This window comes from Hydrogenibacillus sp. N12 (genome assembly GCF_019645935.1).
Lineage (GTDB): Bacteria > Bacillota > Bacilli > Thermicanales > DSM-22653 > Hydrogenibacillus > Hydrogenibacillus schlegelii.
In genome coordinates, this window is sequence record NZ_CP080953.1 from 1232554 (window position 1) to 1256907 (window position 24354).

The following is a 24354-nucleotide window of genomic DNA, read 5'->3' on the forward strand; positions in this document are numbered from 1 at the left end:
AGGAGGCACTCGGGTGGCATCGTCACAACCGACATCGCTCTGGACCGCATCCGGCGCGCTGACCGGCGCGGGGCTTTTGACGCTGCTTGAGGCCGGGTTCGACCGGCTGCGGACGAAAAAGGCAGAGGTTGACCGGCTGAACGTCTTTCCGGTGCCCGACGGGGACACCGGAACGAATATGGCGCTCACGATGGCGGAAGGCGTCGCCGCCGCCCGGGAGGCGGCCCGGGTGCCCGGCGCGGGCGTCGGCGCGGTCGCCAAGGCGTTTTCCCGCGGGGTGCTCATGGGCGCTCGGGGCAATTCCGGCGTCATCCTGTCGCAGCTGTTTCGCGGATTTGCCGAGCGGCTCGCCGGCTCGGAGGCGGCGGACGTCCGAGCATTTGCCGAAGCGCTTGAGGCAGGCGTGAAGACGGCCTACGCGGCGGTCATGAAGCCGGTCGAAGGGACGATCCTCACCGTCGCCCGGGAGGCGGCCCGATCCGCCCGGCAGGCGGTGGATGGCGGCCGGACCGGGGCTTTCGGCCGGCCGGCAGCCAGACCGCGGACGGCGCACCCGGCGATCTCCGAAGCGGAGGCGTTGGGAGCGGCAAACGCCGAAGCGCAGGCGGCGTGGACGGCCCTTTTTGCCGCCTGGCTGGAGGCGGCCCGCGAAGCGCTGGCGAAGACGCCGGAACTGCTTCCGACGCTTCGGGCCGCCGGCGTTGTCGATGCCGGTGGCTACGGCCTGATCGTCATTTTTGAAGGGATGGCCGAGGCGCTCACCGGCGGTCTGGAGGGCGGTGCGTTCGTTCCGGCCGGCGCGTCCGTCCCAGCAGGCACGTCCGACCCAGGAGGCGCATCCGACCAAGCCGGCGATCGGCCGCCGGAGGGGCGGCCGGAGGCCGGCCCGGAAGCGGAGACGTTTCTCGGACCGGAGGATCATCTGCCGCCGGACACCCGGCCGGAAGACCTCCGATACGGCTACTGCACCGAGGTGATCGTCCGCCTCGAGCCGAATCGGGCGTCGGCGTTTGACCTTGAGGCGTTCCGGGAGGCCGTCTCCCGCTTCGGCGACTCCCTCCTCGTGGCGGCCGACGACGATCTCGTCAAGGTGCACGTCCACTCGGAGACGCCGGGGGCGGTGCTCGACTTCGCCCAAGGGTACGGCGAACTGGTGAAAATCAAGATCGACAACATGCGCGAGCAGATCCGCCGTCGCCTCGCCCGGGCGACCGCCGCCTCGGGCGGTCCGGAGGCCGGGCCGGCGGCGCCGGTGGATCGCGCCCGAGCAGTTAACGCCCAAGAGCGGGCGGTGCGGATCGGGTCCGCCCCGGCGGTCGGCCCCTCGGCACCGGCCGGTTTCGCTCTGTTGGATGGGACCGGCGCGGCGTCCGCTCCGCCGGTGGGGCCGGACGCCTTCGCCCGCCCCCGGGCGTCTGTGGAGGGAACGGCGCCGCCGGCGAAGGCCCAGGCGATCGTCGCCGTCGTCGCCGGAGAGGGCTTTCGCCGCATCTTCAAAAGTCTCGGCGTTGACGTCGTCGTCGAAGGCGGCCAGACGATGAACCCGAGCGCCGAGGCGATCGTCCGGGCGATCCGCGCCGCCCGGGCGGAGACGGTGTTCGTGCTCCCGAACAACAAAAACGTCGTCCTCGCCGCCGAGCAGGCGGCCGAACTTTCCGGCGGCGCCGTCGTCGTGCCGACGACGAGCGTCGCGGCGGGGCTGGCCGCCGCCCTCGCCTTTCACCCGGCGGCGACCCCGGAGGAAAACGCCGCCCGGATGCAAAAGGCGGCGGAAGCGGTCCGGGCGATCGAGTTCACGCGGGCGGTTCGGGACGCCGTCTACGACGGAGAGCCGATCCGGGAAGGGGAGTGGCTGGCCCTCTCCGGCGGGGCGCTTGTCGCCCGGGGGGAGGACCTCGTGAAGGTGACCCTTTCGGCGCTCCGGGAAGCCGTGGACGATGAAGCGTCGGTCGTCACCGCCTACTTTGGCGCGGGCCTTCCGGCGGACGTCCGGGACCGGCTTCCGGCGGCCATCCGGCAGGCTTTTCCCGACGTCGACGTGGAAACCCACGACGGCGGCCAGCCGGTCTACCCCCTCATCCTCGCCGTCGAGTAAAGCGACTGCGCCGGGGATCGCGCTTGGGGAAGAGGGCTCCGCGGCACAGGGAGGGGCGGCGGTGCCCGGCGGCGCGGTGCGTCTGCGTCGAGGGGACGGTCCCCGGCGGTGCGGGATGGCTGAAGCGGGAGACGGCGCGGGCGACGCGGGATGCCTGCGGCGGAGCGGTCGACCGGTGGGGTCCGCTGGGCGGCGGGACGGGCGGGTGCGGGCGGCGCTTCAGGGCGCCGAGGCAACGGAAGACGGAGGTGACGGCGCTTGGAGCTTTCGTCGCCGGTCGATGCCCTCGGCCTCACGGCGAAAAAAGCGGCGGCGCTCCGCCGCGCCGGCGTCGAGACGGTGGAAGATCTCCTCTACCGGTTCCCGCTCCGGTACGAAGACGCCCGGCCGGTAGATCCGGCCGTCCTCCGGGCGGACGGTCCGGCGGCGTTCTACGGCGTCGTCACCGATATGCCGGTGCTCAAGTTTTTTGCCCCAGGTAAATCCCGTCTGGCCGTCCGTCTCGACGTCGGCGGTCGGCCGGTGACGGCGGTCTGGTTCAACCAGCCGTATCTGAAGGCGCGCCTCGCGCCGGGGACGGCCGTCTGGGTCTACGGCCCGTACGACGTCCGCCGCCGGACGGTCGTCGCCCAGCGGACGGAGATCGGGCCGGCGCGGCCGCCGGACGGAGTCGTCCCGGTCTACCCGGCGACGGAAGGGGTTCGGCCGAAGGAATACCGGGCGCTCGTGGAGGCGGCGCTCGGCCGGGACGACCTCGAGGTGCCGGAAGTGCTGCCGCCAGCGATCGTCCGGCGGTACCGCTTTCCGGACCGTCGGGCGGCGCTTCGCTTGGTTCACCTTCCGGCGTCGCCGGATGACGTCGCCCGGGGAAAGAGGCGGCTCATCTATGAGGAGCTCTTTCTCTTTCAGCTGAAGCTCGCCCTCCTCCGGGGCCTCCGCCGGCGGCGGGCGACGGGGGTGGCCAAGCCGGTCGACGAAGGGCGGCTCCGGCGGGCGATCGAGGCGCTGCCGTTTCGCCTGACGGGGGCGCAGGCGCGGGCGCTTCGGGAGATCGTCGCCGAACTCCGGAGCCCCGAGGCGATGTACCGGCTCCTTCAGGGGGATGTCGGTTCCGGGAAGACGGTCGTGGCCGCTCTCGCCCTGTACGCCGTCGTCACGGCGGGCTTCCAGGGCGCGCTCATGGTGCCGACGGAAGTGCTCGCGATGCAGCACGCCCGGACGCTCCGGAAGCTCCTCCCGCTCGACGCCGAGCTCGCCCTCCTTACCGGCCGGACGCCGCCGGCCGCCCGGGAGCGGATCCTCGAGCGGCTTCGGGACGGGCGGCTCGACGTCGTCGTCGGCACCCACGCCCTCATCCAGGAAGACATCGCCTTTCGCCGGCTCGGGCTTGCGGTCGTCGACGAGCAGCACCGTTTCGGCGTCGCCGAGCGGCGGATGCTGCTCGAAAAGGGGGAAGGGACGGATATTTTGCTCATGACCGCGACGCCGATCCCCCGGACGCTCGCCCTCGCCTATTTCGGCGATCTGGACGTCTCGACGATCGACGAGCTGCCGAAAGGCCGCGGCGAGGTGGAGACGCTCTGGACGACGCCGGCACGCTTCGGGGCGGTGCTCGATTTTATGCGGCGGGAGCTTCAAGCCGGCCGGCAGGCGTACGTCATCGCGCCGCTCATCGAGGCGTCGGAGAAGGTCGACTTTGAAAACGCCCTCGCCCTCTACGAGCGGCTGCGGACAGCGCTTTCGGAGTTTCGCGTCGGGCTTCTCCACGGCCGGCTTCCGGGGAAGGAAAAAGACGCCGTGATGCAGGCGTTCGTCCGCGGGGAGCTGGACGTCCTCGTCGCGACGACGGTCGTGGAGGTCGGCGTCGACGTGCCGAACGCGACGGTGATGGTCATCGTCGACGCGGAACGGTTCGGGCTTTCCCAGCTTCACCAGCTCCGGGGCCGCGTCGGCCGCGGCGCGGCGAAGAGCACGTGCATCCTCGTCTCCGACGCCCGGACGGAGATCGCCCGGGAGCGGCTTAGAACGCTCGTCGAGACGCGGGACGGCTTTCTCCTCGCGGAAAAAGACCTCGAGCTCCGCGGCCCGGGGGATCTTTTCGGCGTCCGGCAAAGCGGCCTGCCGGAGTTCCGCCTGGCGGACCTCACCTCGCCGTATGACCGAACGGTCCTCGCCTACGCCCACCGGGACGCCCGGGCGGTCGCCGATGCGCTCCTCGAGGCGCGTTCCGCCGGCCGGCCCCCGGCGTACGAAGGAGAGCCGCTTCCGGCGGCGCTCCTTCGCCTCGCCGATGACGTCCTCCGGCGGCCGGTCGCCCTCGATTAAAAAAATGAGCATCGCGCCGTTCGGCGGCGATGCTCCAGTTGGGAGAGGAGAAACCGGAGGAAGAGCTTTGGGGAACGAAGTCGACTCCCTCGGTTTGCGGCAACCGGCGTTGCCGCTATCCCTATCTTGGACCGGCAAACGGGGAAATATACCCATAGACGCCAGATGATGGGTGGAAAAAATGCGCATTATTGCCGGCAAGTGGCGCGGCCGGCCGCTCAAGACGCTCCCCGGCGCGGCGACGCGGCCGACGCTCGATCGGGTGAAGGAGACGCTGTTTAACCTCATCGGCCCGTATTTCGACGGCGGGACCGCCCTCGACGTTTTTGCCGGAAGCGGCGCCCTGGGCCTCGAGGCGCTTTCCCGGGGCGCCGAGCGGGCGGTGCTCGTCGAACGGAATCCCCGGGCGCTTGCCGTCATCCGAGAAAACGTCCGGGCCCTCGGCGCCGAGGCGGCGGTCCGGCTCCTTTTTCTCGACGCTCGGCGGCTTTCGGAGGTGCTCCCGGCGGAGGGGATCGCCGCCGATCTCGCCTTTTTCGATCCGCCGTACGGGTGGTCCGACGCCGCCCTTGCCGCGCTCATTTTGAGGCTCGCGGCATCCGGCGTCTTCCGGCCGGGGGCGACGATCGCCGTCGAGCGGGGCGGGCCGTTTTCTGCGCTGCCGGATGAGGCGCCGGCCGCCGGCGGCGTTCTCAGGCGACTGAAGCGCCGGACGGTGGGTGTCGCGACCCTGGAGATCTGGCGTTTCGACCGAAATCCGGCAGGATGAGGCGTTTTAAGGGCTTCGAATGCGCCGGTTTGATGGCGGGTGGAGAGGCGAAACGGAAGCGCGCCCGGGGAAGCGGAAGGCGGACCGAGCGCATCGAAGAAGCAGAAGGCGGAGCGGGAGCGGGGGAGCGATAGGGAAGTTCGCCTTCCGGGCGGCAAGGAGTCGGAATGAGGAGCGGCGGGGAGACGGATCGGTGCGGAGGCCGGAGCAGGAAAGGGGGGGAGCCCGGGCGACCGGGCGAAGCGATGACCGTCGCGGTCTATCCCGGAAGCTTTGATCCGGTGACGTACGGCCACCTCGACATCGTCGAGCGGGCGAGCCGGGTGTTCGATCGGTTGATCGTCGCCGTGCTCATCAACCGGAGCAAGACGCCGCTTTTTACCGTCGAGGAGCGGGTCGCGCTCCTTAAAGAGGCGACGAAGCACCTTGCGAACGTGGAAGTCGATTCGTTTACCGGGCTTCTGGTCGAGTACATGCGCCGGCGGGGAGCGCGGGCGATCGTGAAGGGCCTTCGGGCGGTGACCGACTTCGAGTATGAGATGCAGATGGCCCTCATCAACAAAAATCTCGACCCGTCCATCGAGACGTTTTTCATGATGACGAGCAAGGAGTATTCGTTCTTGAGCTCGAGCATCGTCAAGGAGGTCGCCCGCTACGGCGGCCGGGTGGACGACCTCGTGCCGCCGTGCGTCGTGGAGGCGCTCCGCCGCCGCTTCGCCGACCCGGGCGGGCCGATCGAATTCTAATTCTGCTGAGGGCGGTCGGGGGCGTGACCGGGATGGGACATGTGTTTCTCGTCGGCTTTATGGGCGCCGGTAAAACGACCGTCGGTCCGCTCGTGGCGGCGCGCCTCGGCCGGCGGTGGGTCGACATGGACGCCCTGCTCGAAGCGCGGTTCGGCCGGCCGATCGCCGCCTTTTTTCAGGCGGAGGGGGAGGCGGCGTTTCGCCGGGAGGAGAAGGCGCTCCTCTTCCGCCTGACGGACGAGAGGACGCCGCTCGTCGTCTCGACCGGCGGCGGCGTCGTCGTCGACCCGGAAAACCGAGCCCGGATGCGGGCGGCGGGGACGGTCGTTTTTTTGTACGCGCCGCTTTCGGCCATCCGCGAGCGGGTGGGCGCCGATCCGGCGCGTCCCCTTCTGGCCGGGGGCGAGGCGGCGGTCAGGGCGCTTTTCCGCCGGCGGTTCGCCCTCTACCGGGCGGCGGCCCACTGCGCCATCTCGACGGCGCGATTTTCGCCGGAGGCGGCGGCGGCGCGGATCGCCGCGTATGTCCGTCGCCGGGAAGGCGGGCATGCGGGGATGCCGGACGGGACACAATCATAAAAAAAGCCCGTCCGGAGGGGTGCACCGTGGAGCAGGGAAACGCCTGGCTTTATCTGCTCACGCAAAAGGTCGTTCGCTCGCTCGATCCTCCGCCCGACCCGACCGAAGCGCCGGGCGACCGGAACGCCGCCCATTCGGCGGCGCCGGAAGCGGCGGGGCCGCGCCGGCCGCCGTGGTGGGCGGAGTGGTTCGGGCTCGTGCCGCTTACGGCGGCGTGGTGGTGGTCGCGCCAGAAGTCGAGGCTTGCCCGGGCGACGGCGGTGTGGCGCCGGATCCGGCGATCGGGCGCGGCCGCTTCCGTCCGCGGGGGCGGTCGAACGACCCCGCCCCGGTCGCCCGATGCCGTCTCTTCCGATTACGCCTCGTCCGCCGGAGGACCTCCGGCGGGAGCGGGGCGGGTCCCGTCGTCGAGGAGGTAGAGGAGCGCCGCCTGCTCGAGGGTGACGTCGATCGCCGGCGTGTGGGCCCAGTCGATCTCGGCCAGCCGGCGGTTTTTTTCTTCGCTGAGGGCGGTCCGGAAGGCAAGCGGGTCGTCGGCTCCTTGGTCCCGCGAGGCGGCGCCGGGCGTCTTGGGGACGGCGCCGGATGGGCCTTCCGGCGGTTCGCCGTTTCGGGCGGCGCGCTCGTCCCGGGCGGAGGGTTCAGGCGCGCTGCCTCGGGCGGGGCTTTCCCGGCGGTTTCGGCGGCGCCGGGGCGCCGCGCCGTCGCCGGAGCGCCGGAGGAGGGCGTCGTAGTAGCGGGCGATCTTTGCCTTTTCCGCCTCTCCTTCCCGGATCCAGGCGTCGGCCCAGCTCCGGTCTTCGGCTTGAAGCTGCGCCCGAAGGTGCGCCGCCGCTTTTTCCACCGCCGCCGAAAAACGAAAAAGCTGTGTCAAGATCGGCCGGTCGGGGGGCGGGTTGGGGCCGAGCCGGCGGCCGGCGAGGCGAGCGTGAAAGGCCTCATCGAGCGCAAGGTCGGTCAGGCGAACGCCGTAGGTGACGAGCCGTTCCCAGCGGAGGGCGGCCGTGTAGGCGACGGTAAACGAAAGGAGGAGCCACGGAACGAGGACGCCGCGGGGGGAGTGGGCGCCGCCGGGAACCGCTTCGGAACCGGCCTCCGGCGGTCGGTTTTCCTCCTCTGGCACCTCAAACGCGCGGGAGAGGCGGCCGAAGGCGACCGCCGCCTCCAGCATCCGCCGGAGCCGCGGCGCGCCGAAGGTGAGCACCTCCTCGTGCATGGAAAGGGCCGGCGGCGTTGCGGTCGGCCGGAGTCCGGGAAAGCGGTACGTCCGAACGAGGGGCGTGGGCGAAAGACCGAGGCTCGTGACGTAGGACCAGTAAAAGGGCCGGTACCGAAGCGCCTCGTCGGCCTCCCGGGAAAGTTCGACGACGAGATGCGCGTCGCCGGCTTCCCGGATGACCGATCGCCGGGCTTCGAAAAAGCGCCGGGCAAAGGCGTAAAGCGCCGCATCGTCCGCCATCGGGCCCCTCCTTTCCAAAGGGACGAAGCTCAAGGGTGCGCACGGCCGGGTCTTCGCGGCGAGGGACGCCCTCTCCCGGGGAACGAAACCAAAGGGAGCGGTCGGCCGGCCCTACTCGGCGAAAGACGCCCGGTCCGGGGGCGCCGCGTTGGCGTCGATCGCCTCCTCCGGGAGGGCCGCTTCGGCCAGGGCGGCCCGGCGGGCTTCTTCCGCCTCGAGCTTTTTCAGGGCGGCGACGACGTTCTCCAGCCGCAAGAGGGCGTCTTTTTCGCTGCGGGCCCGGAGGAAAATCTCGGCGATATGCCGCTCGACGGAAAAGCCTTTCGGCAGCCGCTCGAGGACGTTTTCCAGGGTGCCGACGGCGTTTTCAAAGAGGGCGAGCTTTTCGTAAAGAAGCTTCAGGATCGCCTCTTCGATCGTGCCTTCGGTGATGAAGTGGTAGATGAACACGTCCCGCGTCTGGCCGATGCGGTGGATGCGGCCGATCCGCTGCTCGAGCTTGAGCGGGTTCCACGGCAGGTCGTAGTTGATGAGGTGGTGGGCGAACTGGAGGTTCAGCCCCTCGCCGCCGGCGTCGGTGGCGAGGAGGACGCGGGCCTTTTTTTCGAACAGCTCCCGCATCCAGTCTTTTTTGTTCTGGCCGTAGCCGCCGCGGTAGAGGACGGCGGGGATGCCGGCCTCGGCCAGCGTTTTTTGCAGGAAAAAGAGGGTGCCGTGGAATTCGGTGAAGACGACCGCCTTGCCGTCGAGGTTTCCGAGGAGTTCAACGAGGGTTTTGGCCTTGCTGTGGGTGCGGATCTCCCGGCCGAGGCGGGCGAGCTCGGCGAGCTCCGCCGCGAGCGGCGCGTCCTTCGGGAGGCGCTCGTAGAGGCGGATGAGGCTTTTGTAGACGGCATCGCGGCTCGAGACGAGCTCCCGCTTCAGCGTGAGCAGGGCAAACTGCGGCGGCATCCCCCGACGGGTGTATTCCCGGACGATGAACTGGCTCACGGCGTCGTAAAAGCGCCGCTCCTCTTTCGTCAACCGGACGGGGACGGTGACGACGTGTCGATCCGGGAGGGCGATATCGGCGTCTTTGCGGCGGTTGCGGATCATGACCTCCCGGAGGACGCCTCGGAGGACCGGGGCGTTTTTCACCTCCCGGCGGCCGGCGACGAAATGCCGCCGGAATTCGTCTTCGGTGCCGAGGTGGCCGGGGAGGAGGAGGCTCACGAGGGTATAGAGTTCCCGGATATCGTTCTGCACCGGCGTCGCGGTGAGGAGCAGGCAAAATTTTTTCGTGATCTCCCGGACGAAGCGGTGGTTGGCGGTGCGGGGATTTTTCAGCTTGTGGGCTTCATCGACGAGGAGGAAGTCGACCGCCTGCCGGAGGACGATCGACCGGTGCGGTTCCCGCTTGGCGAGATCGAGGGAGGCGATGACGACGTCGTGGGCCTCCCACATGTGCGCTTTTTTGACGATGGCCGCCGGGATGAGAAACTTCTGCCAGAGCTCCCGCTGCCACTGCAGGGCGAGAGAGGCGGGGACGAGGAGGAGCGCTTTTTTTACGAGGCCCCGGATCATGTATTCCTTCAGGATAAGGCCGGCTTCGATCGTTTTTCCGAGGCCGACTTCGTCGGCGAGGATCGCCCGGCCGCGCATCTTGCGGATGACCGTTTCGGCGGTGGCGATCTGGTGAGGATAAAACGTCATGTTCGGCAGGGCCCGAAGGGCCATGAGCACCTCCGGGGGATCCATCCGGCCGAGGCGGCGGGCTTCGAGGGCGAGTTCGAAGTCCGACCAGCGGTCCCAGGCGCCGTCCCGCTCGGCGGCCATCAGTCGATCGACGAGCCCGAGGTGAAAGCGGATCGTAAGCTCCACCGGCCTCCCCCTTTGCTTTCCGCGTTTGATTTCACGCCGGGGGCGCTTGCGTTCTTCCGGAAGTGTGCTACCATACCGGTAGTATGGAGGCCGGGTCCGGCGCCCATTCGCGGCGGCGCCGGAGCGCCGGTCCGGCGCGCGAGAAACGGTTCGGCGCGTCGGAAAGCGGATGAAAACGGCATCGATGGCGGATGAAGGGCGGGAGAGAGTCCGGCTCGTCCGGCGCCGAAGGAGCAAGCCGCGCGGCGGCAGGCGTGCGGTGAAACTCTCAGGCCCATGGATCCCGCACCGGACGCAGCTCTGGAGAGCGCGTCGGGGCCGCCCGGCGGTCCCGGCGCCACCGAAGGCGTAACGCCGGGCGCGTGCCGTCCGAACCGTGCCGGTTGCAGGCGGAGCGGGGGGCGTCCCGGGGAAACGCTCAGGTCGACGGACAGAGCGGGCATGCCCCGGCTCTGTCTTTTTGTTTTTGTGTTTTTGAAAGGAGGCCGGCCGTGGCAGGGCAAAACGGAACAGAGCTCAAGACGACGCCGCTTTATCCGCTGTACCGGGAGACGGCCAAGCTGACCGAATTTGCCGGATTTGCGATGCCGGTGTCGTTTTCCGGCATCCTCGAGGAGCACCGGGCGGTGCGGACGGCGGCGGGGCTGTTTGACGTCTCGCACATGGGCGAAGTGCGGATCGCGGGGTCGGAGGCGGTCCGGCTCGTGGAGCGCCTCGTGACGGCGGAGGCGGGGACGCTCTCGCCGGGGCGGGCGCGGTACGCCTTCGTGCTGAATGCGTCCGGCGGGGTGCTGGACGATCTCCTCGTTTACCGGCTGGGCGTTGATGAATTTTTGCTCGTGCCAAATGCGGCCAACATCGAACGGATCGTCACCTGGGCCCGGGAGGTGCGGGATCGGGAGGGAATCGAGGCGGACGTCGACGACCTTTCGCCGCGGGTCGCCCTCCTCGCCCTGCAGGGGCCGAAGGCAGCGACGATTTTGGGGCGGGTGGCCGTCGAAAGGCACCGGGAGGCGCTTATGGGGCTTAAGCCGTTTCGCTTTGCCCAAAACGTCATCGTCGCCGGCGTGCCGGTCCTTCTCGCCTCCCGGACGGGCTACACCGGCGAGGACGGCTTTGAGCTCATGCTGGCCGCCGAGGAGGCGCCGGCCCTGTGGCAGGCGCTCCTCGAGGCGGGGTCGCCCGACGGTCTCGTGCCGGCGGGGCTCGGCGCCCGGGACACGCTCCGGCTCGAGGCGGGGCTTCCGCTGTACGGCCAGGAGCTGACGCCGGAGGTGACGCCGCTTGAAGCGGGTTTGGAGGCGTTTGTCCGTTTCGGGAAGGCGGTGCCGTTCATCGGAGAGCCGGCCCTCCGGCGGCAGAAGGAGGAAGGGGTGCCTCGGCGGCTCGTCGGGCTCGTCCTCGAAGGACGGGCACCGGCCCGAAGCGGATACGCCGTCTACCCCGCGCCGGAGGCGGTGGCGCCGGCCGGATCGGTGACGAGCGGGGCCCCCTCGCCGACCCTCGGCCGGCCGATCGCGATGGCCCTCGTCGCGGCCGCCCACGCCGGAGAACCGGTGCTTTTCGTCGACGTCCGGGGCCGGCGGGTGCAGGCGGAGGTCGTGCCGCTCCCGTTTTACCGGCGGTCCAAGGCGACCGGCGGTTAAAGGGTGGCCGGGCAGAAAGCGGGGGGCAGGGTGCATTCCGATCCGGCCGGATGGGCTAGGCCGCCCGGCCCCAGGGGCGGCCGGGTTCAGCGTTCGCGAGGGCCGGGAGTAAGCGGGGAGAACGGACGACGGACGACGGGAAAGAGAAGGCGCAAGCAGCGAAACGAACACAGGACAAGAAAGGAAGTCAAGCGGTGGGTCACCGGTATCTCCCTCTCACCGACGCCGACCGGCAGGCGATGCTTAGGGCGATCGGCGTGCCGGACGTGGAAGCGCTCTTTGCCGACATTCCGGACCCCGTCCGGCTCAAACGGCCGCTCGATCTCGAACCGGCCCTGACGGAACCGGAGCTCGTCCGGGAACTCGGCCGGCTGGCGGCCAAGAACCGGACGACCGACGCCCTCGTATCGTTCCTCGGCGCCGGGGCTTATGAGCATACGATTCCGGCGGTCGTCGACCACGTCCTTCGCCGGTCGGAATTTTACACCGCGTATACGCCGTATCAGCCGGAACTTTCGCAAGGGAATCTGCAGGCGATCTTCGAGTTTCAGACGATGGTCGCTTCCCTCACCGGAATGGAGGTGGCGAACGCTTCGCTGTACGACGGGCCGACGGCCCTGGCCGAGGCGGTGCTTCTGGCGCTCCGGGAGACGCGCCGGAAGCGGGTCGTCCTGAGCGAGGCGCTCCATCCTCACGCCCGGAGCGTCGTCGAGACGGTCGTCCGGGATCTCGAGGGGGTGACGGTCGACGTCGCACCGGCGCCGGGCGGCGCAACCGATGCCGGGGCGCTCCGAGCGCTTGCGTCGGACGCCGCAGCGGTCGTCGTCCAAACGCCGAATTTCTTCGGCGTCGTCGAGCCGCTGGGAGCCCACCGGCAGGCGGTGGCGGAAAGCGGGGCGACCTGGATCGTCTCGGCCAATCCGCTCGCCCTCGGGCTCCTTCGTCCGCCGGGGGAGTTCGGCGCCGACCTCGTCGTCGGGGACATGCAGCCCCTCGGCATCCCTTTAAGCTTCGGCGGGCCTTACGCCGGGTATCTGGCCGCCCGGATGAAAGACGTCCGAAAGCTTCCCGGCCGCATCGTCGGGGAGACGATCGACGCCGCGGGTCGGCGGGGGTATGTGCTCACGCTTCAGACGCGCGAGCAGCACATTCGCCGGGAAAAGGCGACGTCGAACATCACGACGAACCAGGCGCTCATGGCGCTCGCGGCGGCGGTGGCGATGAGCGCCTTCGGCCCGCGCGGGCTTCGGGCGCTGGCCGAACAGAACGTCCACAAGACGCAGTACGCCCTTCGGGCGATCGAGGCCCGGACGCCGTTTCGCCGGGCCTACCTGGCCCCGGTGTTCAACGAATTCGTCCTCGAGCTCGGCCGTCCCGCCGATGAGGCGGTGGCGGCGCTCCTCGAGCAGGGCTTTCTCGCCGGGTACCCGCTCGGAAGCCTCGGGGAGGATTATCGGACAAAGCTCCTCGTCGCTGTGACCGAAGTTCGGACCAAAGCGGAGATCGACGCCTTCGTCGAAGCGCTCGGGAGGTGGGGCCGGTGAACCAAGAGGCGATCCAGGCCGCCGGGGCGGCGGAAGGCGGCCGTCCGGCCGGCGCGGCGCCGGCGCTGTTCGGGCCGCGGGAGGTGCCGCTTCTTTTTGAGCGCTCGCAGCCAGGAAAACAGGCGGCGGATCTGCCGCCCCTCGACGTGCCGCCGGCAGACCCCGTCGCCCTGTACGGGGAGGAGCTCGTGCGAACGACGCCGCCGCTTCTTCCGGAGGTGTCGGAGCCGGAACTCGTCCGGCACTACACCGCCCTCTCCAGGCGGAACTACGGGGTGGATACCGGCTTTTATCCCCTCGGCTCGTGCACGATGAAGTACAACCCGAAAGTCAACGAAGATCTGGCGCGGCTGGACGGATTTGTGCGCATCCATCCCCTTGCGCCGGCGGAAACGGTGCAGGGGGCACTGGAGCTTTTGCACCGGTTGGAGGCGGCGCTTCGGGAGATCACCGGCATGGACGCCGTCTCGCTCCTCCCGGCGGCCGGCTCCCACGGAGAACTCGTCGGCCTCAAGATCATCGCCGCCTACCACCGGGCCCGGGGCGAACGGCGCCGGAAGGTGCTCGTCCCCGATTCGGCCCACGGCACCAACCCGGCGAGCGCGGCGATGGCCGGGTTTGAGGCGGTGAGCGTCCCGAGCGACGCCCGGGGCCTCGTCGACCTCGACGCTTACCGGGCGGCGCTCGGCCCGGACGTGGCCGCGGTCATGCTCACCAATCCGAACACCCTCGGCCTTTTTGAGACGGATATCCTGGCGATCGTCGAGGCGGCACACGCCGCCGGCGCCCTCGTCTATTACGACGGGGCCAACCTGAACGCCATCCTCGGGAAAAGCCGTCCCGGCGACATGGGCTTCGACGTCGTGCACGTCAACGTCCACAAAACCTTCTCCACGCCCCATGGCGGCGGCGGGCCCGGGGCCGGCCCCGTCGGGGTCAAGGCGCATCTCGAGCCGTACCTCCCGATCCCCCGGGTCGTCGCCGAGGAGCGGCCGGACGGATCGGTCTTCTACCGACTTTCGGAGGACCATCCGCACTCGATCGGCCGCGTTCGGGGCTTCGCCGGAAGCTTCGGGGTGCTCGTCCGGGCGTACGCCTATATCCGCGCCCTCGGCGCCGAGGGGCTTCGCCAGGTGGCGGAAGATGCGGTCCTGGCCGCCAACTATGTGCTCAGCCGACTCAAGGACGTCTACGACGTTCCGTACGGGGGCCTCGTCAAGCACGAGTTCGTCCTCTCCGGCCGCCGGCAAAAAGCCCGGGGCGTGCGGACGCTCGACATCGCGAAGCGCCTCATGGACTACGGCTTTCACCCGCCGACGATCTACTTCCCGCTCATCGTGGAAGAAGCGCTCATGATCGAGCCGACGGAGACGGAAAGCAAAGAGACGCTCGATGCGTTCATCGCCGCCATGCGGGCGATCGCCGAAGAGGCGGAGCGGGACCCGGCGCTCGTCCGCTCGGCGCCTCACACGACGCCGGTCGGTCGCCTCGATGAGGCGCGGGCCGCCCGGCAGCCGGTTTTGGTCTGGCGACCGGATCGATCCTGATTCCGCCCGTGTGCCTCTTCAACCGCCCGCCTTTCGGCGGGCGGTTTTTTTGCCGCAATCGCGGACAAAGTCAAAATTACATCGTTCACCGGATTGACATATCTGTGACCGATCGGTAAACTGTAACCAAGCGGTATACCATATAAACCCATGGCGGTATGGTATATCCGCCGCTTTGCCGAAAGGCCCAACATCGAGAAAGGGGAGGAGGACCATGGTCCGGGAGACAAAACAGGCCCCGACGATCCCGATCGACGAGCTGGTGAAGCGGATGCACGGGGATGAGGACGTCTTCATTCTCGACGTTCGGAACGCCGACGACTATGCAGGCTGGAAGATTGAAGGCGAACGGGTGCGGTCGGTCAACATCCCGTACTTTGATTTTCTGGACGACGATGAAAGCGTTTTTGCCCGCCTGCCGAAGGACAAGGAGATCCACGTCGTCTGCGCCAAGGGCGGATCGAGCGCGTATGTGACCGAACTTCTCACGGAGCGGGGATTCCGGGCCGTCTCGGTCGAGGGCGGCATGGAGGCGTGGAGCCAGTACCTTCATCCCGTCGTCGTTCACGAAGACGAAAAACTCAAAGTCATCCAGTTCAACCGCCTCGGCAAAGGCTGCCTGTCTTACTTCATCGTCTCGGAAGGAGAAGTCCTCGTGGTCGACGCGCTGCGCCGGGTCGACTTCTATGAGGACTTCGCCCGCCAAAACGGCTGGACGATCGGGCACGTCGTCGACACCCACATTCACGCCGACCACATCTCCGGCGGGCGTCGCCTGGCCGATCGCGTCGGGGCGCCGTACTACGTGTCGTCCCACGATATCTTCACCCACCAGGGGGCGCTCCGGTTCGAGCCGCTGGAGCAGCACAAGACGCTTCGGGTCGGCGCGGTCGACGTCGACGTCATCGTCATCCCGACGCCGGGCCATACGCCGGGATCGACGTCGCTCCTCGTCGACAACCGCTTTTTCCTCTCGGGCGACACCGTGTTCGTGAGCGGCCTCGGCCGGCCGGACCTCGGCGGCAAGGTGTCCGAGTGGGCGCAAGATTTGTATGATACGGTTTCCAATAAGCTGAAGGCCCTTTCAGATGACGTCATCGTCCTCCCGGCCCATTATTCCCACTACACGGAAATCAACGAGCGGGGCGTCGTCGGCGCCCGACTCGGCGACCTCCGGCGCATCAACGAGCTGCTTCGGGAGATCGATCGGGAGGCGTTTACGGCGGCGGTGGAAGCGTCCGCGTCAACGGAGCGGCCGCCGAACTTCGAAAAGATCATCGCCATCAACGTCGGGAAGCTCACCGTCGCTCCGGAAGAGGAAATCGAGCTCGAGATCGGTCCGAACCGCTGCGCCGTCCATCACGCCACGGCGTAAGAAGGGTGACGCCGTTCTTCCTTCCGCTCCTGCGACCGGCGTAAGGAGCGGAAGGAGATTTGTGGCATAAAACGCAAGGAGAGGAGCTTAACCGATGGGGAAGCGGGTGGCGATCATCGCTTCGTCCGGCGGCCTGGAGACGGCCTATAAGGTCTTCAACATCGCGCTCGCGGCGGCGGCCATGGACTCGGAAGTCGGGATCTTTTTTACATTTGAAGGGCTGCCGATCATCCACAAGGACGGGCCGTCGATGCTGAAGCTGAAGCCGGAGAACGCGCCCATGGAGGAAGGGTTTAAGCGGACGAACGTGCCGCCGATCCAGGACCTGATCCAGATGGCCAAGGAAAGCGGCGTGCGGCTCATCGGCTGCCAGATGACCGTCGAGGCCCTCGGCTGGAAGCCGGAAGATTTCATCGACGGCGTGGAATTCGCCGGGGCGGCGACCTTCGTCGAATTCGCCCAGGACGCCCAAGTGACGCTGAGCTTTTGACCGGCGCCGTTTTTCGATGCTCGGCCGGCTTCACGGTCGAACGTGAAGGTCGAACGCGATATAAGCGAGCGGCAGGAAACCAGCCCTGCGGGCTGGAATCGGGAAAGGAGGAGTCGACGTTGACGGTTCAGGAGCTTTTGCAAAAGGCGGACAAGGTCGTCGATGCGACGGGCCTTTCGTGCCCGATGCCGGTCGTGCGGGCGAAAAAGGCGATCGACGCGCTTTCCTCCGGTCAGATCCTCGTCGTTCAGGCGACGGACCGAGGGTCGCTCAAAGACATCCCGGCCTGGGCCAAACAGGCGGGGCATGAGCTCATGGAGACACATGAGGCGGACGGAATGTTCGTCTACGTCATTCGGAAGCGGTAACCGTCCCGAAACGCGCGCGGTGTCGCCGAGCGGTGCACTGGGCGTCGAATGCACGGTCGGGCCCGCGGGCCGCATCCTGGCCTGCGGGTTTTCGGCCGTACTCGGCGATCGTACCGGTCTCGGCGGTCGTACCGGCCGGAGGGGGAGGCGGGCCAAGCCAAAGAACGCGGCGACGTGCCGGCGATCGGCGGTGACCTCGGGGCCGGCGCAGACGGTGGGGAGAGGGGAGCATGTTTGGGCTGAAGGCGGAAGCGCTGATGCAGCTTTTCTTCGGCCTGGGGGCGGTGATGCTGGCGGCGTGGGCGCTCGGCGCGCTGGCGGAACGGATCTATGTGCCTCGGGTGATCGGGGAGGTCGCCGCCGGCTACGCGCTCGGCCCGTCGGTGCTCGGAACGCTCTGGCCGGCGGCCTACGGGCTGCTCTGGCCGGAAGACGGAAAAGCGCTCCTCTGGGTCGTCGCCGTGCTGGGGCTTTATTTTCTCATGCTGGAGACCGGGCTTCATTTCCACCGGCCGGAGGCGATCGCTCGAACGCCTCTTTTCGGCCGCCTGATCGTCGGGACGACGGTACCGGCGCTCGTTTTGGCGTACGCCCTGGTGCCGTTTTTTGCTTTTTCGCGGCACGCCGGGGAAGCGGCGGTCGGCTCCCTCGGAGCGGCGTCGTTTCGCCTCATCGTCGGCGTCATGACGTCGATCACGGCGGTGCCGATCCTGGCAAAAATTTTCAAGGATTTAAATCTCGATCGCACGCCGTTTGCCCAGCTGGTGATCACCGTGGCGGCCTTTCACGATCTTTTGCTGTGGGGTTTTTTGAGCGTGGCGCTGGCGCTGGCCGCCGGGACGCCGATCGGCGCGGGAGATGCCCTCGGAACGGGGGCGCTTTTCATCGCCCGGACGCTTGCCGTCATGGCCGCCGCGGGGGCGCTGGCGTGGCTTTTCTTTCGCCCCGTGGCCGCGGTATTTCGCCGGCGGACAGCGGGGGTCGGCTGGGCCCTCCCCCTCGTTTTGGGGGCGCTGTTTCTCGGCGCCGGCCTGGCCACCCGTTACGGCGTCGAGGCGATCTTTGTCCCGCTCTTCGTCGGGCTTCTGGCGCGGCTTTGGCTGAAGGAGGAAGAGCGGCAGGCGGTCGAGGCGGGGCTCGGGCAGCTGCCGCTTCAGATGTTCGCACCGCTCTATTTTGCCGCCGTCGGGTATCACTTATCGTTCGGAGAAACCTTTTCTTTCGCGCTGCTTCTGGAGTTCGCCCTGTTTGCTTATCTTCTCCAGGGCCTTCCGACTTACGCCGTCGCCCGGATGACGGGACAGGGTCGGTTTTGCGCGCTCAACTTCGCCGTCGCCTTCAGCGAGCGGGGGATCCCGGGGATGGTCGTCGCCTCGACGGCGTACGCCCGGGGGCTGATCGACGCGCCGCTGTATACGGTTTTCGTCGTCTTCGCCCTCGGTTCGGCGGCGGCCGCCGGCGTCTGGTTCCGGGCCGTCCGCCGGGGGCGGCGGCCGCTGATGGCGGAGGCGGCGCCGGTCCTCTCCGGCGAAGGGCTGCGGGGCCCGTGAGGGCATCGCCGCCGAGCATTTGGGGGACGGCGAAAGCGTCGGTGCGCGGGGACAGGAGAACGCGCGGATCGTGAAGCCCGACGGGTCGCGTTGCCGGGCGGATCGAACGTTCGGGCGGGCCGTAAAGGCGGGCAGGTCGCGCGGTTGGCGAGGCCGAACGGGAGATATGCCGTCCGAGGCGGGAAGGGGGATGGGCGATGAACCTGCTCAGCATCGAGCTTTTCTGCCTCGTCTTCGAGCACGGGAGTGTGAGCGAGGCGGCCCGGCGGGCGCACCTCACGCAGCCGGCGGTCACGCGGCACATCCGGTCCCTCGAGGCGTACTACGGCGTGCCGCTCTTTGAACGGACGGAAAGCGGCCTCATTCCAAACGCCTACGGAAAGCGGCTTTATCCCTACCTGAAGGCGATCATCGCCGATCATCAGCGGGCCCGGGAGGCGCTGAAGACGCTTCTTTCCGACGGCGAGACGATGCCGATCCTGCTCGGCGCGACGCGGACGATCGGCGAATACGCGCTCCCGCACGTGATCGCCAACGCGCTCGCTTACGAGGCGCGGTTCGTGTTTGACGTCTACATCGACAACACCCGCAGCATCGTCGATCGGCTGAAGGAGCATCGCTTGGACGTCGCCCTGCTCGAAGGACAGGTGCCGCCGGAGGAGGAGGCGGACGTCGAAGCGATCGGCTTTGCCGAAGACGAGCTCATCCTCGTCGCCCATCCGGCCCACCTCCTGGTCCGCGCCGCCGCCGGCGGCGCCCTCCCGCCGACGGCCCTGGCCGATGCGGTGCTCATCGTCCGGGAGATCGGTTCCGGAACGCGGGAGCTCGTCGAGCAGGCGCTTATGGAGCGCCTTGGCGGGCCGCGGCCGAAGATGATTGCTTTTAACGCGACGCAGGCGGTGAAGACGGCCGTCGAGGCCGGCCTCGGCGTCGCCTTTCTGTCCGAGATGAGCGTGGCGACGGACATCCGCGCCGGGCGCCTCGTGCATCTGCCGGTGGAGGGACTCGTCCTCACGCGGCCGCTGTATCTCGCCATGGCGCGAAAGCGGTACCGGCCGCCGCACGTCGAGGCGTTCGTCGCCTGGCTCATGAGCCGGGGCGCCGGGGCGTTCCTCCCGCGGGATATAACGGTTCGTTATGGCACATAACAAAACGCAATAACAAAACGATCGTTTTCAATGTTATAGTGAATCCAGACATCCGACACAAAGATGTCATAGAATCAGCCGAGGGGCGAGGCTTCGCCGGCTTCGACGAGGGGCGCAACGGAGGATCGACGAAGGAGGGTTTGCCGTGCTCGAGACGCTCGACGTCATCTCCCCTTCTCCGCCTCAATCGGGTGTGCGCTGGGGGAAAGTGCTCGATCAGAACAGGTGCATCGGGTGCCACGCCTGCTCGACCGCCTGTAAGTCGGAAAACGAAGTGCCGCTGGGAGTCAACCGAACGTTCGTCAAGGCGGTGGAGGTCGGCGTCTATCCGGAGGTCAACCGGTTCTTCCAGGTCACGCGTTGCAATCAGTGCACGGATGCGCCGTGCGTCCCGGTCTGTCCGGTCGAGGCGATGTTCATCCGCCCCGACGGGATCGTCGACTTTGACCGGGAACTGTGCATCGGCTGCAAGGCCTGTATGGCCGCCTGTCCGTACGACGCGATCAACATCAACCCCGAATTTCACAGCATCGAAAAATGTAACTTCTGTGCGCACCGCATCGATCAGGGGCTCGAGCCGGCGTGCGTCGTCGTCTGTCCGACGGAGGCGATCGTCGTCGGCGACCTGAACGACCCGAACAGCGAGGTCTCCCGCCTGATCGCTCGGAACAAGGCGGAGGTGCGGAAGCCGGAAAAAGGGACGTCGCCGAAGGTGTTTTACCTGGGCGCCCACGAAGCGACGCTGAACCCGTCCGTCGCCGCGTACACCGGCGGCAACATGTGGTCGGAGCAGAAGGAAGGGTACCCGGTGGAAACGCTCGAAGCGGGCGGCGTCAAGTCGCTTCCGAACGCCCGCGTCGCCTACGAGGTGCCGCACCGGCCGCCGTGGGACTGGCGGGTGTCGCTCTATACGTGGACGAAGTCGATCGCCGGGGGCGCGTTCATGATCTACGCCTTGCTCAAGCTCTTCGGCATCGCCGTCGATCAGACGTGGACGCTGGCGACGTCCGTCATCGGCGGCTTCTTCCTCGCCGCGACTGGCGTCATTCTCATTTTCGACCTGGAAAAGCCATGGGCCTTTTACCGGATCTTCACCCGTCCGCAGTGGCGGTCCTGGCTCGTCCGCGGGGCGTTTATCATCACCGGTTATGCTCTCGTGCTGGCGCTTCTGTTCCTCGCCGGGCTCCTCGGCCTTTCGGGCCTGGCCGAAGCCCTGGTGATCCCGGGGGCGATCCTCTCGGTGCTCGCGGTCATCTACACGGCGTGGCTGTTCGGCCAGTCGAAGGGACGCGATCTGTGGCAGAACCCGCTTCTTCCGCTGCATCTGTTCAGCCAGGGGCTCTTTGCCGGCGCCGCCGCCTTCCTCATTGTCGACCTCTTCCTTCCGCTTCCGGCGGAAGCCCGGACCCTCGTCGGCTGGGCCTTTGCCGTCGGCCTCTTGGTCCACCTCCTCTTCGCCCTGAGCGAACTCGTGATGCCGCACATGACGATCGACGCCAAGCGAGCGGCCCATCAGATGATCTTCGGCCGCTACGGGACGTTCTACTGGACCGGGCTCATCGCCGGCGCGGTGTTGCCGCTCGTCCTCTTCGCCGTCCTAGGCCAGGGGGCCGTCTTTGCCGCCCTCCTCGGATTGGCGGGGCTTTTGGCTTACGAGCACGCCTACGTCCAGGCGGCGCAATCGGTGCCGCTCACGTGAACGTTCGGGGATCGGACCGGTTTCGTTCTCAGGGGATCGGCTTCCAGGCGATCGTTCTCGGGTGATCGGCGGAAAGGCTTAAAAAAGGAGGGGTCGTTCATGGTGATGATGAAAGCGGGGCGCTTCCAGCGTTTCGGCAAGCTCCATTCGTTTCCGCCGCCGGAGCGGTGGGACGATTGGGCCGAGCTCGACGCGAAAGCCTGGCCGAAGCGCGTCGAGCGCCGTTACAAGCTCATTCCGACGGTCTGCTTCAACTGCGAGGCGGCCTGCGGCCTGCTCGCCTACATCGATCAAAAGACCGGCGAAATCCGGAAGCTGGAAGGGCATCCGCTGCACCCGGCGAGCCGGGGGCGGAACTGCGGCAAAGGGCCGGCCACCCTCACCCAGGTGAAAAACCCGGACCGGATCCTCTACCCGCTGAAGCGGACGGGCGCCCGCGGGGAAGGCAAGTGGACGCGGGTGAGCTGGGACGAGGCGCTGGACGACATCGCCGCCCGCATCCGCAAGGCGCTTCAGGAAGGACGGCGGGATGAGGTCATCTACCACGTCGGCCGTCCCGGGGAAGACCTCTACACCGAGCGGGTGCTCATGGCCTGGGGCGTCGACGGTCACAACTCCCACACGAACGTCTGCTCCTCCGGCGCCCGGGTCGGCTACGCGACGTGGATGGGGATCGACCGGCCGGCGCCGGACCACCCGAACGCCCGCTTCATCCTGCTCATGAGCTCGCACCTGGAAAGCGGCCACTACTTCAACCCCCACGCCCAGCGGATCATCGAAGCCAAAGAGCGGGGGGCGAAGATCGCTGTCATCGACACGCGCCTGTCGAACACGGCGAACAAGGCCGACTACTGGCTTTCGCCGTGGCCGGGGACGGAGGCGGCGCTGCTTCTGGCCATCGCCAACGTCCTCATCCAGAACGATTGGTTCGACCGGGAGTTCGTCCGGAAGTGGGTCAACTGGGACGAACTGCTGGAAGACAAGGAATACCTGCAGTTTATGGTCAAAGAAGGGTGGATCGGCGAGGCGGATCTGCCGAAGGCGACGACGTTCGACGAGTTCGTCCGGCTGCTTAAGGCCCTCTACCGGCCCTTTACGCCGGAGTGGGCGGCGGAAGAGTCCGGCGTGCGGGCGGACGTCCTCGTGAAGATCGCCGAAGAGATCCGCCGGGCCGGATCGACCTTTTCCTCCCACATCTGGCGGAACGCCGCGGCCGGGCACCGGGGCGGCTGGATGATCGCTCGGGCGCTCTTTTTCCTGAACGTCCTCTCCGGCTCCGTGGCGACCCCCGGCGGGACGATCCCGAACGCTTACGTCAAGTTCGTGCCGAAGCCGTTTTCCGATCCGCACGGGAACGTCCGCGTCTGGAGCACGATCCAGTTCCCGGACGAATTTCCGCTCGCCTATTTCGAAATGAGTTTTATGCTGCCGCACCTTTTAAAGGACAAAAACAAGCGGTTCGAAGTGTACTTCACCCGCGTCGTCAACCCGGTCTGGACGTTCACCGACGGCTTTTCCTGGATCGAGATGCTCACTGATCCGAACCGGGTCGGCCTGCACGTCGCCTTGACGCCGACGTGGAACGAGACGGCCCAGTACGCCGACTACGTCCTTCCGATGGGCCTCGCCCCGGAGCGGCATGACCTCTTCAGCTACGAGACGCATGCCGCGCAGTGGATCGGCTTCCGGCAGCCGGTGCTCCGGGTGCTCAAGGAAAAAGAGGGCCAGAAGGTGACCTTCACCTACGAAGCGAACCCCGGCGAGGTCTGGGAGGAAAACGAATTCTGGATCGAGCTGTCGTGGCGGATCGATCCGGACGGCAAGCTCGGCATCCGGAAGTACTTCGAGTCGCCGTACCGGCCGGGGGAAAAGATCACGATCGAAGAGTATTACCGGTGGATTTTCGAAAACTCGGTCCCCGGCCTTCCGGAGGCGGCGGCCAAAGAAGGCCTGACGCCGATGGAGTACATGCGCAAGTACGGCGTCTTTACCGTGACGGAAGACGTCTACCGGGAGTACGAAAAGCCGGTGCCGGAAGACGTCCTGAAGGACGCCCGCATCATCCCGGATCGGGAGGCGGCGATGAAAGAGGTGGCGGCGAGCGGGACGGCGGCCGCCGATCCGAAGGCGCTTCCGCTCGACGTGACGCTGCCGGGCGTCCGGCCGGGTGTGTGGACGAAAAACCCGCCGCCGAAGGTCAACTTCCGACCATATCCGGGGCCCTTCAAAAACGAACACGGCGAGGTGCGCGTCGGCATCGTCGTCGACGGCAAGCCGGTGCAGGGGTTCCCCACGCCGTCCGGCAAGCTCGAGTTCTTCTCGACGACGCTTAAGGACTGGAAGTGGCCGGAGTACGCGATCCCTTTCTACCCCCGGAACAAAGAAGAGCGGAAGAAGTACTTCCACATCGTCTCCCACGTGCATCCGGATTTCATCGACCGGGAGAAGAACGAGTTCGACCTTCTGCCGACGTTCCGCATCCCGACGCTCATCCACTCCCGGACGAACGGCGCCAAGTGGCTGTATGAGATCTCCCACACGAACCCGGTCTGGATGAACCCGGTCGACGCCGAGCGCCTCGGGGTGAAGACGGGTTCTCTCGTCAAGGTGGAATCGGAGATCGGCTACTTCATCGACAAGGTTTGGGTGACGGAAGGTATCCGTCCCGGCGTCATCGCCGTCTCCCACCACCTCGGCCGCTGGCGTCTCCACGAAGACCACGGGAGCGACCGGTGGAACTCCGCCCTCGTCCGTCTGGAAAAAGAGGGAAGCCGCTGGCGCATGGTGCGCTTAAAAGGCGTCACCCCGTGGGCGAGCGACGATCCGGATACGAGCCGCATCTGGTGGGAAGAGACGGGGGTGCACCAGAACCTCATCATTCCCGTGCAGCCGGACCCGATCAGCGGCATGATGTGCTGGCACGTCAAGGTGCGGGTGGAGCGGGTCGACGATCCGAGCCGCTACGGAGAGGTCGTCGTCGACACGGAAAAATCGTTCCAAGTCTACAAGCGCTGGCTCGGCTACACCCGGCCGGCGCCGGGGCCCCGGGGCGAGCGGCGGCCGTACTGGATGCTCCGGCCCCTTAAGCCCCACCCGGACGCCTACCGCTGGCAGCCGCAACGCTGATCGGGCGAAGCGGTCAATAAAGAATCCGG

At 67.6% G+C, this 24354-nt stretch carries 18 protein-coding genes and 1 riboswitch; of the genes, 16 read left to right on the forward strand and 2 right to left on the reverse strand.

Annotated features, from left to right (window positions below):
- Window positions 1-13 precede the first annotated feature (13 nt).
- The 6 genes from K2M58_RS05770 to K2M58_RS05795 all read left to right on the forward strand — a co-directional run bounded on the left by K2M58_RS05770 (window position 14) and on the right by K2M58_RS05795 (window position 6932).
- On the forward strand, window positions 14-2095 hold the full coding sequence (locus tag K2M58_RS05770) for a DAK2 domain-containing protein (protein ID WP_220678651.1): 2082 nt from the start codon (window positions 14-16) through the stop codon (window positions 2093-2095).
- Between the two features lie 258 nt (window positions 2096-2353).
- Complete coding sequence (recG, locus tag K2M58_RS05775; protein ID WP_220678652.1) at window positions 2354-4420, forward strand: ATP-dependent DNA helicase RecG; 2067 nt, start codon at window positions 2354-2356, stop codon at window positions 4418-4420.
- Between the two features lie 181 nt (window positions 4421-4601).
- Window positions 4602-5189 (forward strand): 16S rRNA (guanine(966)-N(2))-methyltransferase RsmD, encoded by a 588-nt coding sequence (rsmD, locus tag K2M58_RS05780; RefSeq protein ID WP_220678653.1) that lies wholly within the window; start codon window positions 4602-4604, stop codon window positions 5187-5189.
- Between the two features lie 245 nt (window positions 5190-5434).
- A complete protein-coding gene (coaD, locus tag K2M58_RS05785) occupies window positions 5435-5935 on the forward strand; it encodes a pantetheine-phosphate adenylyltransferase (RefSeq protein ID WP_220678654.1) in 501 nt (166 codons plus the stop codon).
- A gap of 32 nt (window positions 5936-5967) precedes the next feature.
- Window positions 5968-6513: a shikimate kinase gene (locus K2M58_RS05790; RefSeq protein WP_220678655.1), complete on the forward strand. Its 546-nt coding sequence runs from the start codon at window positions 5968-5970 to the stop codon at window positions 6511-6513.
- Window positions 6514-6539: 26 nt separating this feature from the next.
- A complete protein-coding gene (locus tag K2M58_RS05795; protein ID WP_220678656.1) occupies window positions 6540-6932 on the forward strand; it encodes a hypothetical protein in 393 nt (130 codons plus the stop codon).
- On the opposite strand, the gene K2M58_RS05800 is transcribed toward K2M58_RS05795, so the two are convergent.
- Both K2M58_RS05800 and K2M58_RS05805 read right to left on the reverse strand, forming a co-directional pair.
- Window positions 6869-7972 (reverse strand): YqhG family protein, encoded by a 1104-nt coding sequence (locus K2M58_RS05800; protein ID WP_220678657.1) that lies wholly within the window; start codon window positions 7970-7972, stop codon window positions 6869-6871. The genes K2M58_RS05795 and K2M58_RS05800 overlap by 64 nt on opposite strands.
- A gap of 111 nt (window positions 7973-8083) precedes the next feature.
- The gene (locus tag K2M58_RS05805; RefSeq protein WP_354667528.1) at window positions 8084-9832 is read right to left on the reverse strand and encodes a DEAD/DEAH box helicase; all 1749 of its coding nucleotides are present in this window, start codon (window positions 9830-9832) and stop codon (window positions 8084-8086) included.
- Between the two features lie 191 nt (window positions 9833-10023).
- Window positions 10024-10126: riboswitch (glycine riboswitch) on the forward strand.
- Between the two features lie 197 nt (window positions 10127-10323).
- On the opposite strand from K2M58_RS05805, the gene gcvT reads away from it, so the two are divergent.
- From gcvT to K2M58_RS05855, 10 genes are all read left to right on the forward strand, one after another.
- On the forward strand, window positions 10324-11478 hold the full coding sequence (gene gcvT, locus K2M58_RS05810; RefSeq protein WP_220678658.1) for a glycine cleavage system aminomethyltransferase GcvT: 1155 nt from the start codon (window positions 10324-10326) through the stop codon (window positions 11476-11478).
- A gap of 194 nt (window positions 11479-11672) precedes the next feature.
- On the forward strand, window positions 11673-13022 hold the full coding sequence (gene gcvPA / locus K2M58_RS05815) for an aminomethyl-transferring glycine dehydrogenase subunit GcvPA (RefSeq protein WP_220678659.1): 1350 nt from the start codon (window positions 11673-11675) through the stop codon (window positions 13020-13022).
- A gap of 65 nt (window positions 13023-13087) precedes the next feature.
- Window positions 13088-14569, forward strand: coding sequence for an aminomethyl-transferring glycine dehydrogenase subunit GcvPB (gene gcvPB, locus K2M58_RS05820; RefSeq protein ID WP_220678819.1), 1482 nt, complete (start codon window positions 13088-13090; stop codon window positions 14567-14569).
- Between the two features lie 214 nt (window positions 14570-14783).
- A complete protein-coding gene (locus tag K2M58_RS05825; protein ID WP_220678660.1) occupies window positions 14784-15944 on the forward strand; it encodes an MBL fold metallo-hydrolase in 1161 nt (386 codons plus the stop codon).
- A gap of 94 nt (window positions 15945-16038) precedes the next feature.
- Entirely contained in the window at window positions 16039-16434 is a 396-nt protein-coding gene (locus K2M58_RS05830) for a DsrE/DsrF/DrsH-like family protein (protein WP_220678661.1), read from the forward strand.
- A gap of 119 nt (window positions 16435-16553) precedes the next feature.
- Complete coding sequence (locus K2M58_RS05835; RefSeq protein WP_289628272.1) at window positions 16554-16802, forward strand: sulfurtransferase TusA family protein; 249 nt, start codon at window positions 16554-16556, stop codon at window positions 16800-16802.
- Window positions 16803-17032: 230 nt separating this feature from the next.
- The gene (locus K2M58_RS05840; protein ID WP_220678662.1) at window positions 17033-18352 is read left to right on the forward strand and encodes a cation:proton antiporter; all 1320 of its coding nucleotides are present in this window, start codon (window positions 17033-17035) and stop codon (window positions 18350-18352) included.
- Between the two features lie 197 nt (window positions 18353-18549).
- A complete protein-coding gene (locus K2M58_RS05845; RefSeq protein ID WP_220678663.1) occupies window positions 18550-19500 on the forward strand; it encodes a LysR family transcriptional regulator in 951 nt (316 codons plus the stop codon).
- A 145-nt stretch (window positions 19501-19645) separates the two neighbouring features.
- Window positions 19646-21199 (forward strand): 4Fe-4S dicluster domain-containing protein, encoded by a 1554-nt coding sequence (locus tag K2M58_RS05850; RefSeq protein WP_220678664.1) that lies wholly within the window; start codon window positions 19646-19648, stop codon window positions 21197-21199.
- A gap of 99 nt (window positions 21200-21298) precedes the next feature.
- Window positions 21299-24325, forward strand: a complete 3027-nt coding sequence (locus K2M58_RS05855) for a molybdopterin-dependent oxidoreductase (RefSeq protein WP_220678665.1) — start codon at window positions 21299-21301, stop codon at window positions 24323-24325.
- Window positions 24326-24354 lie beyond the last annotated feature (29 nt).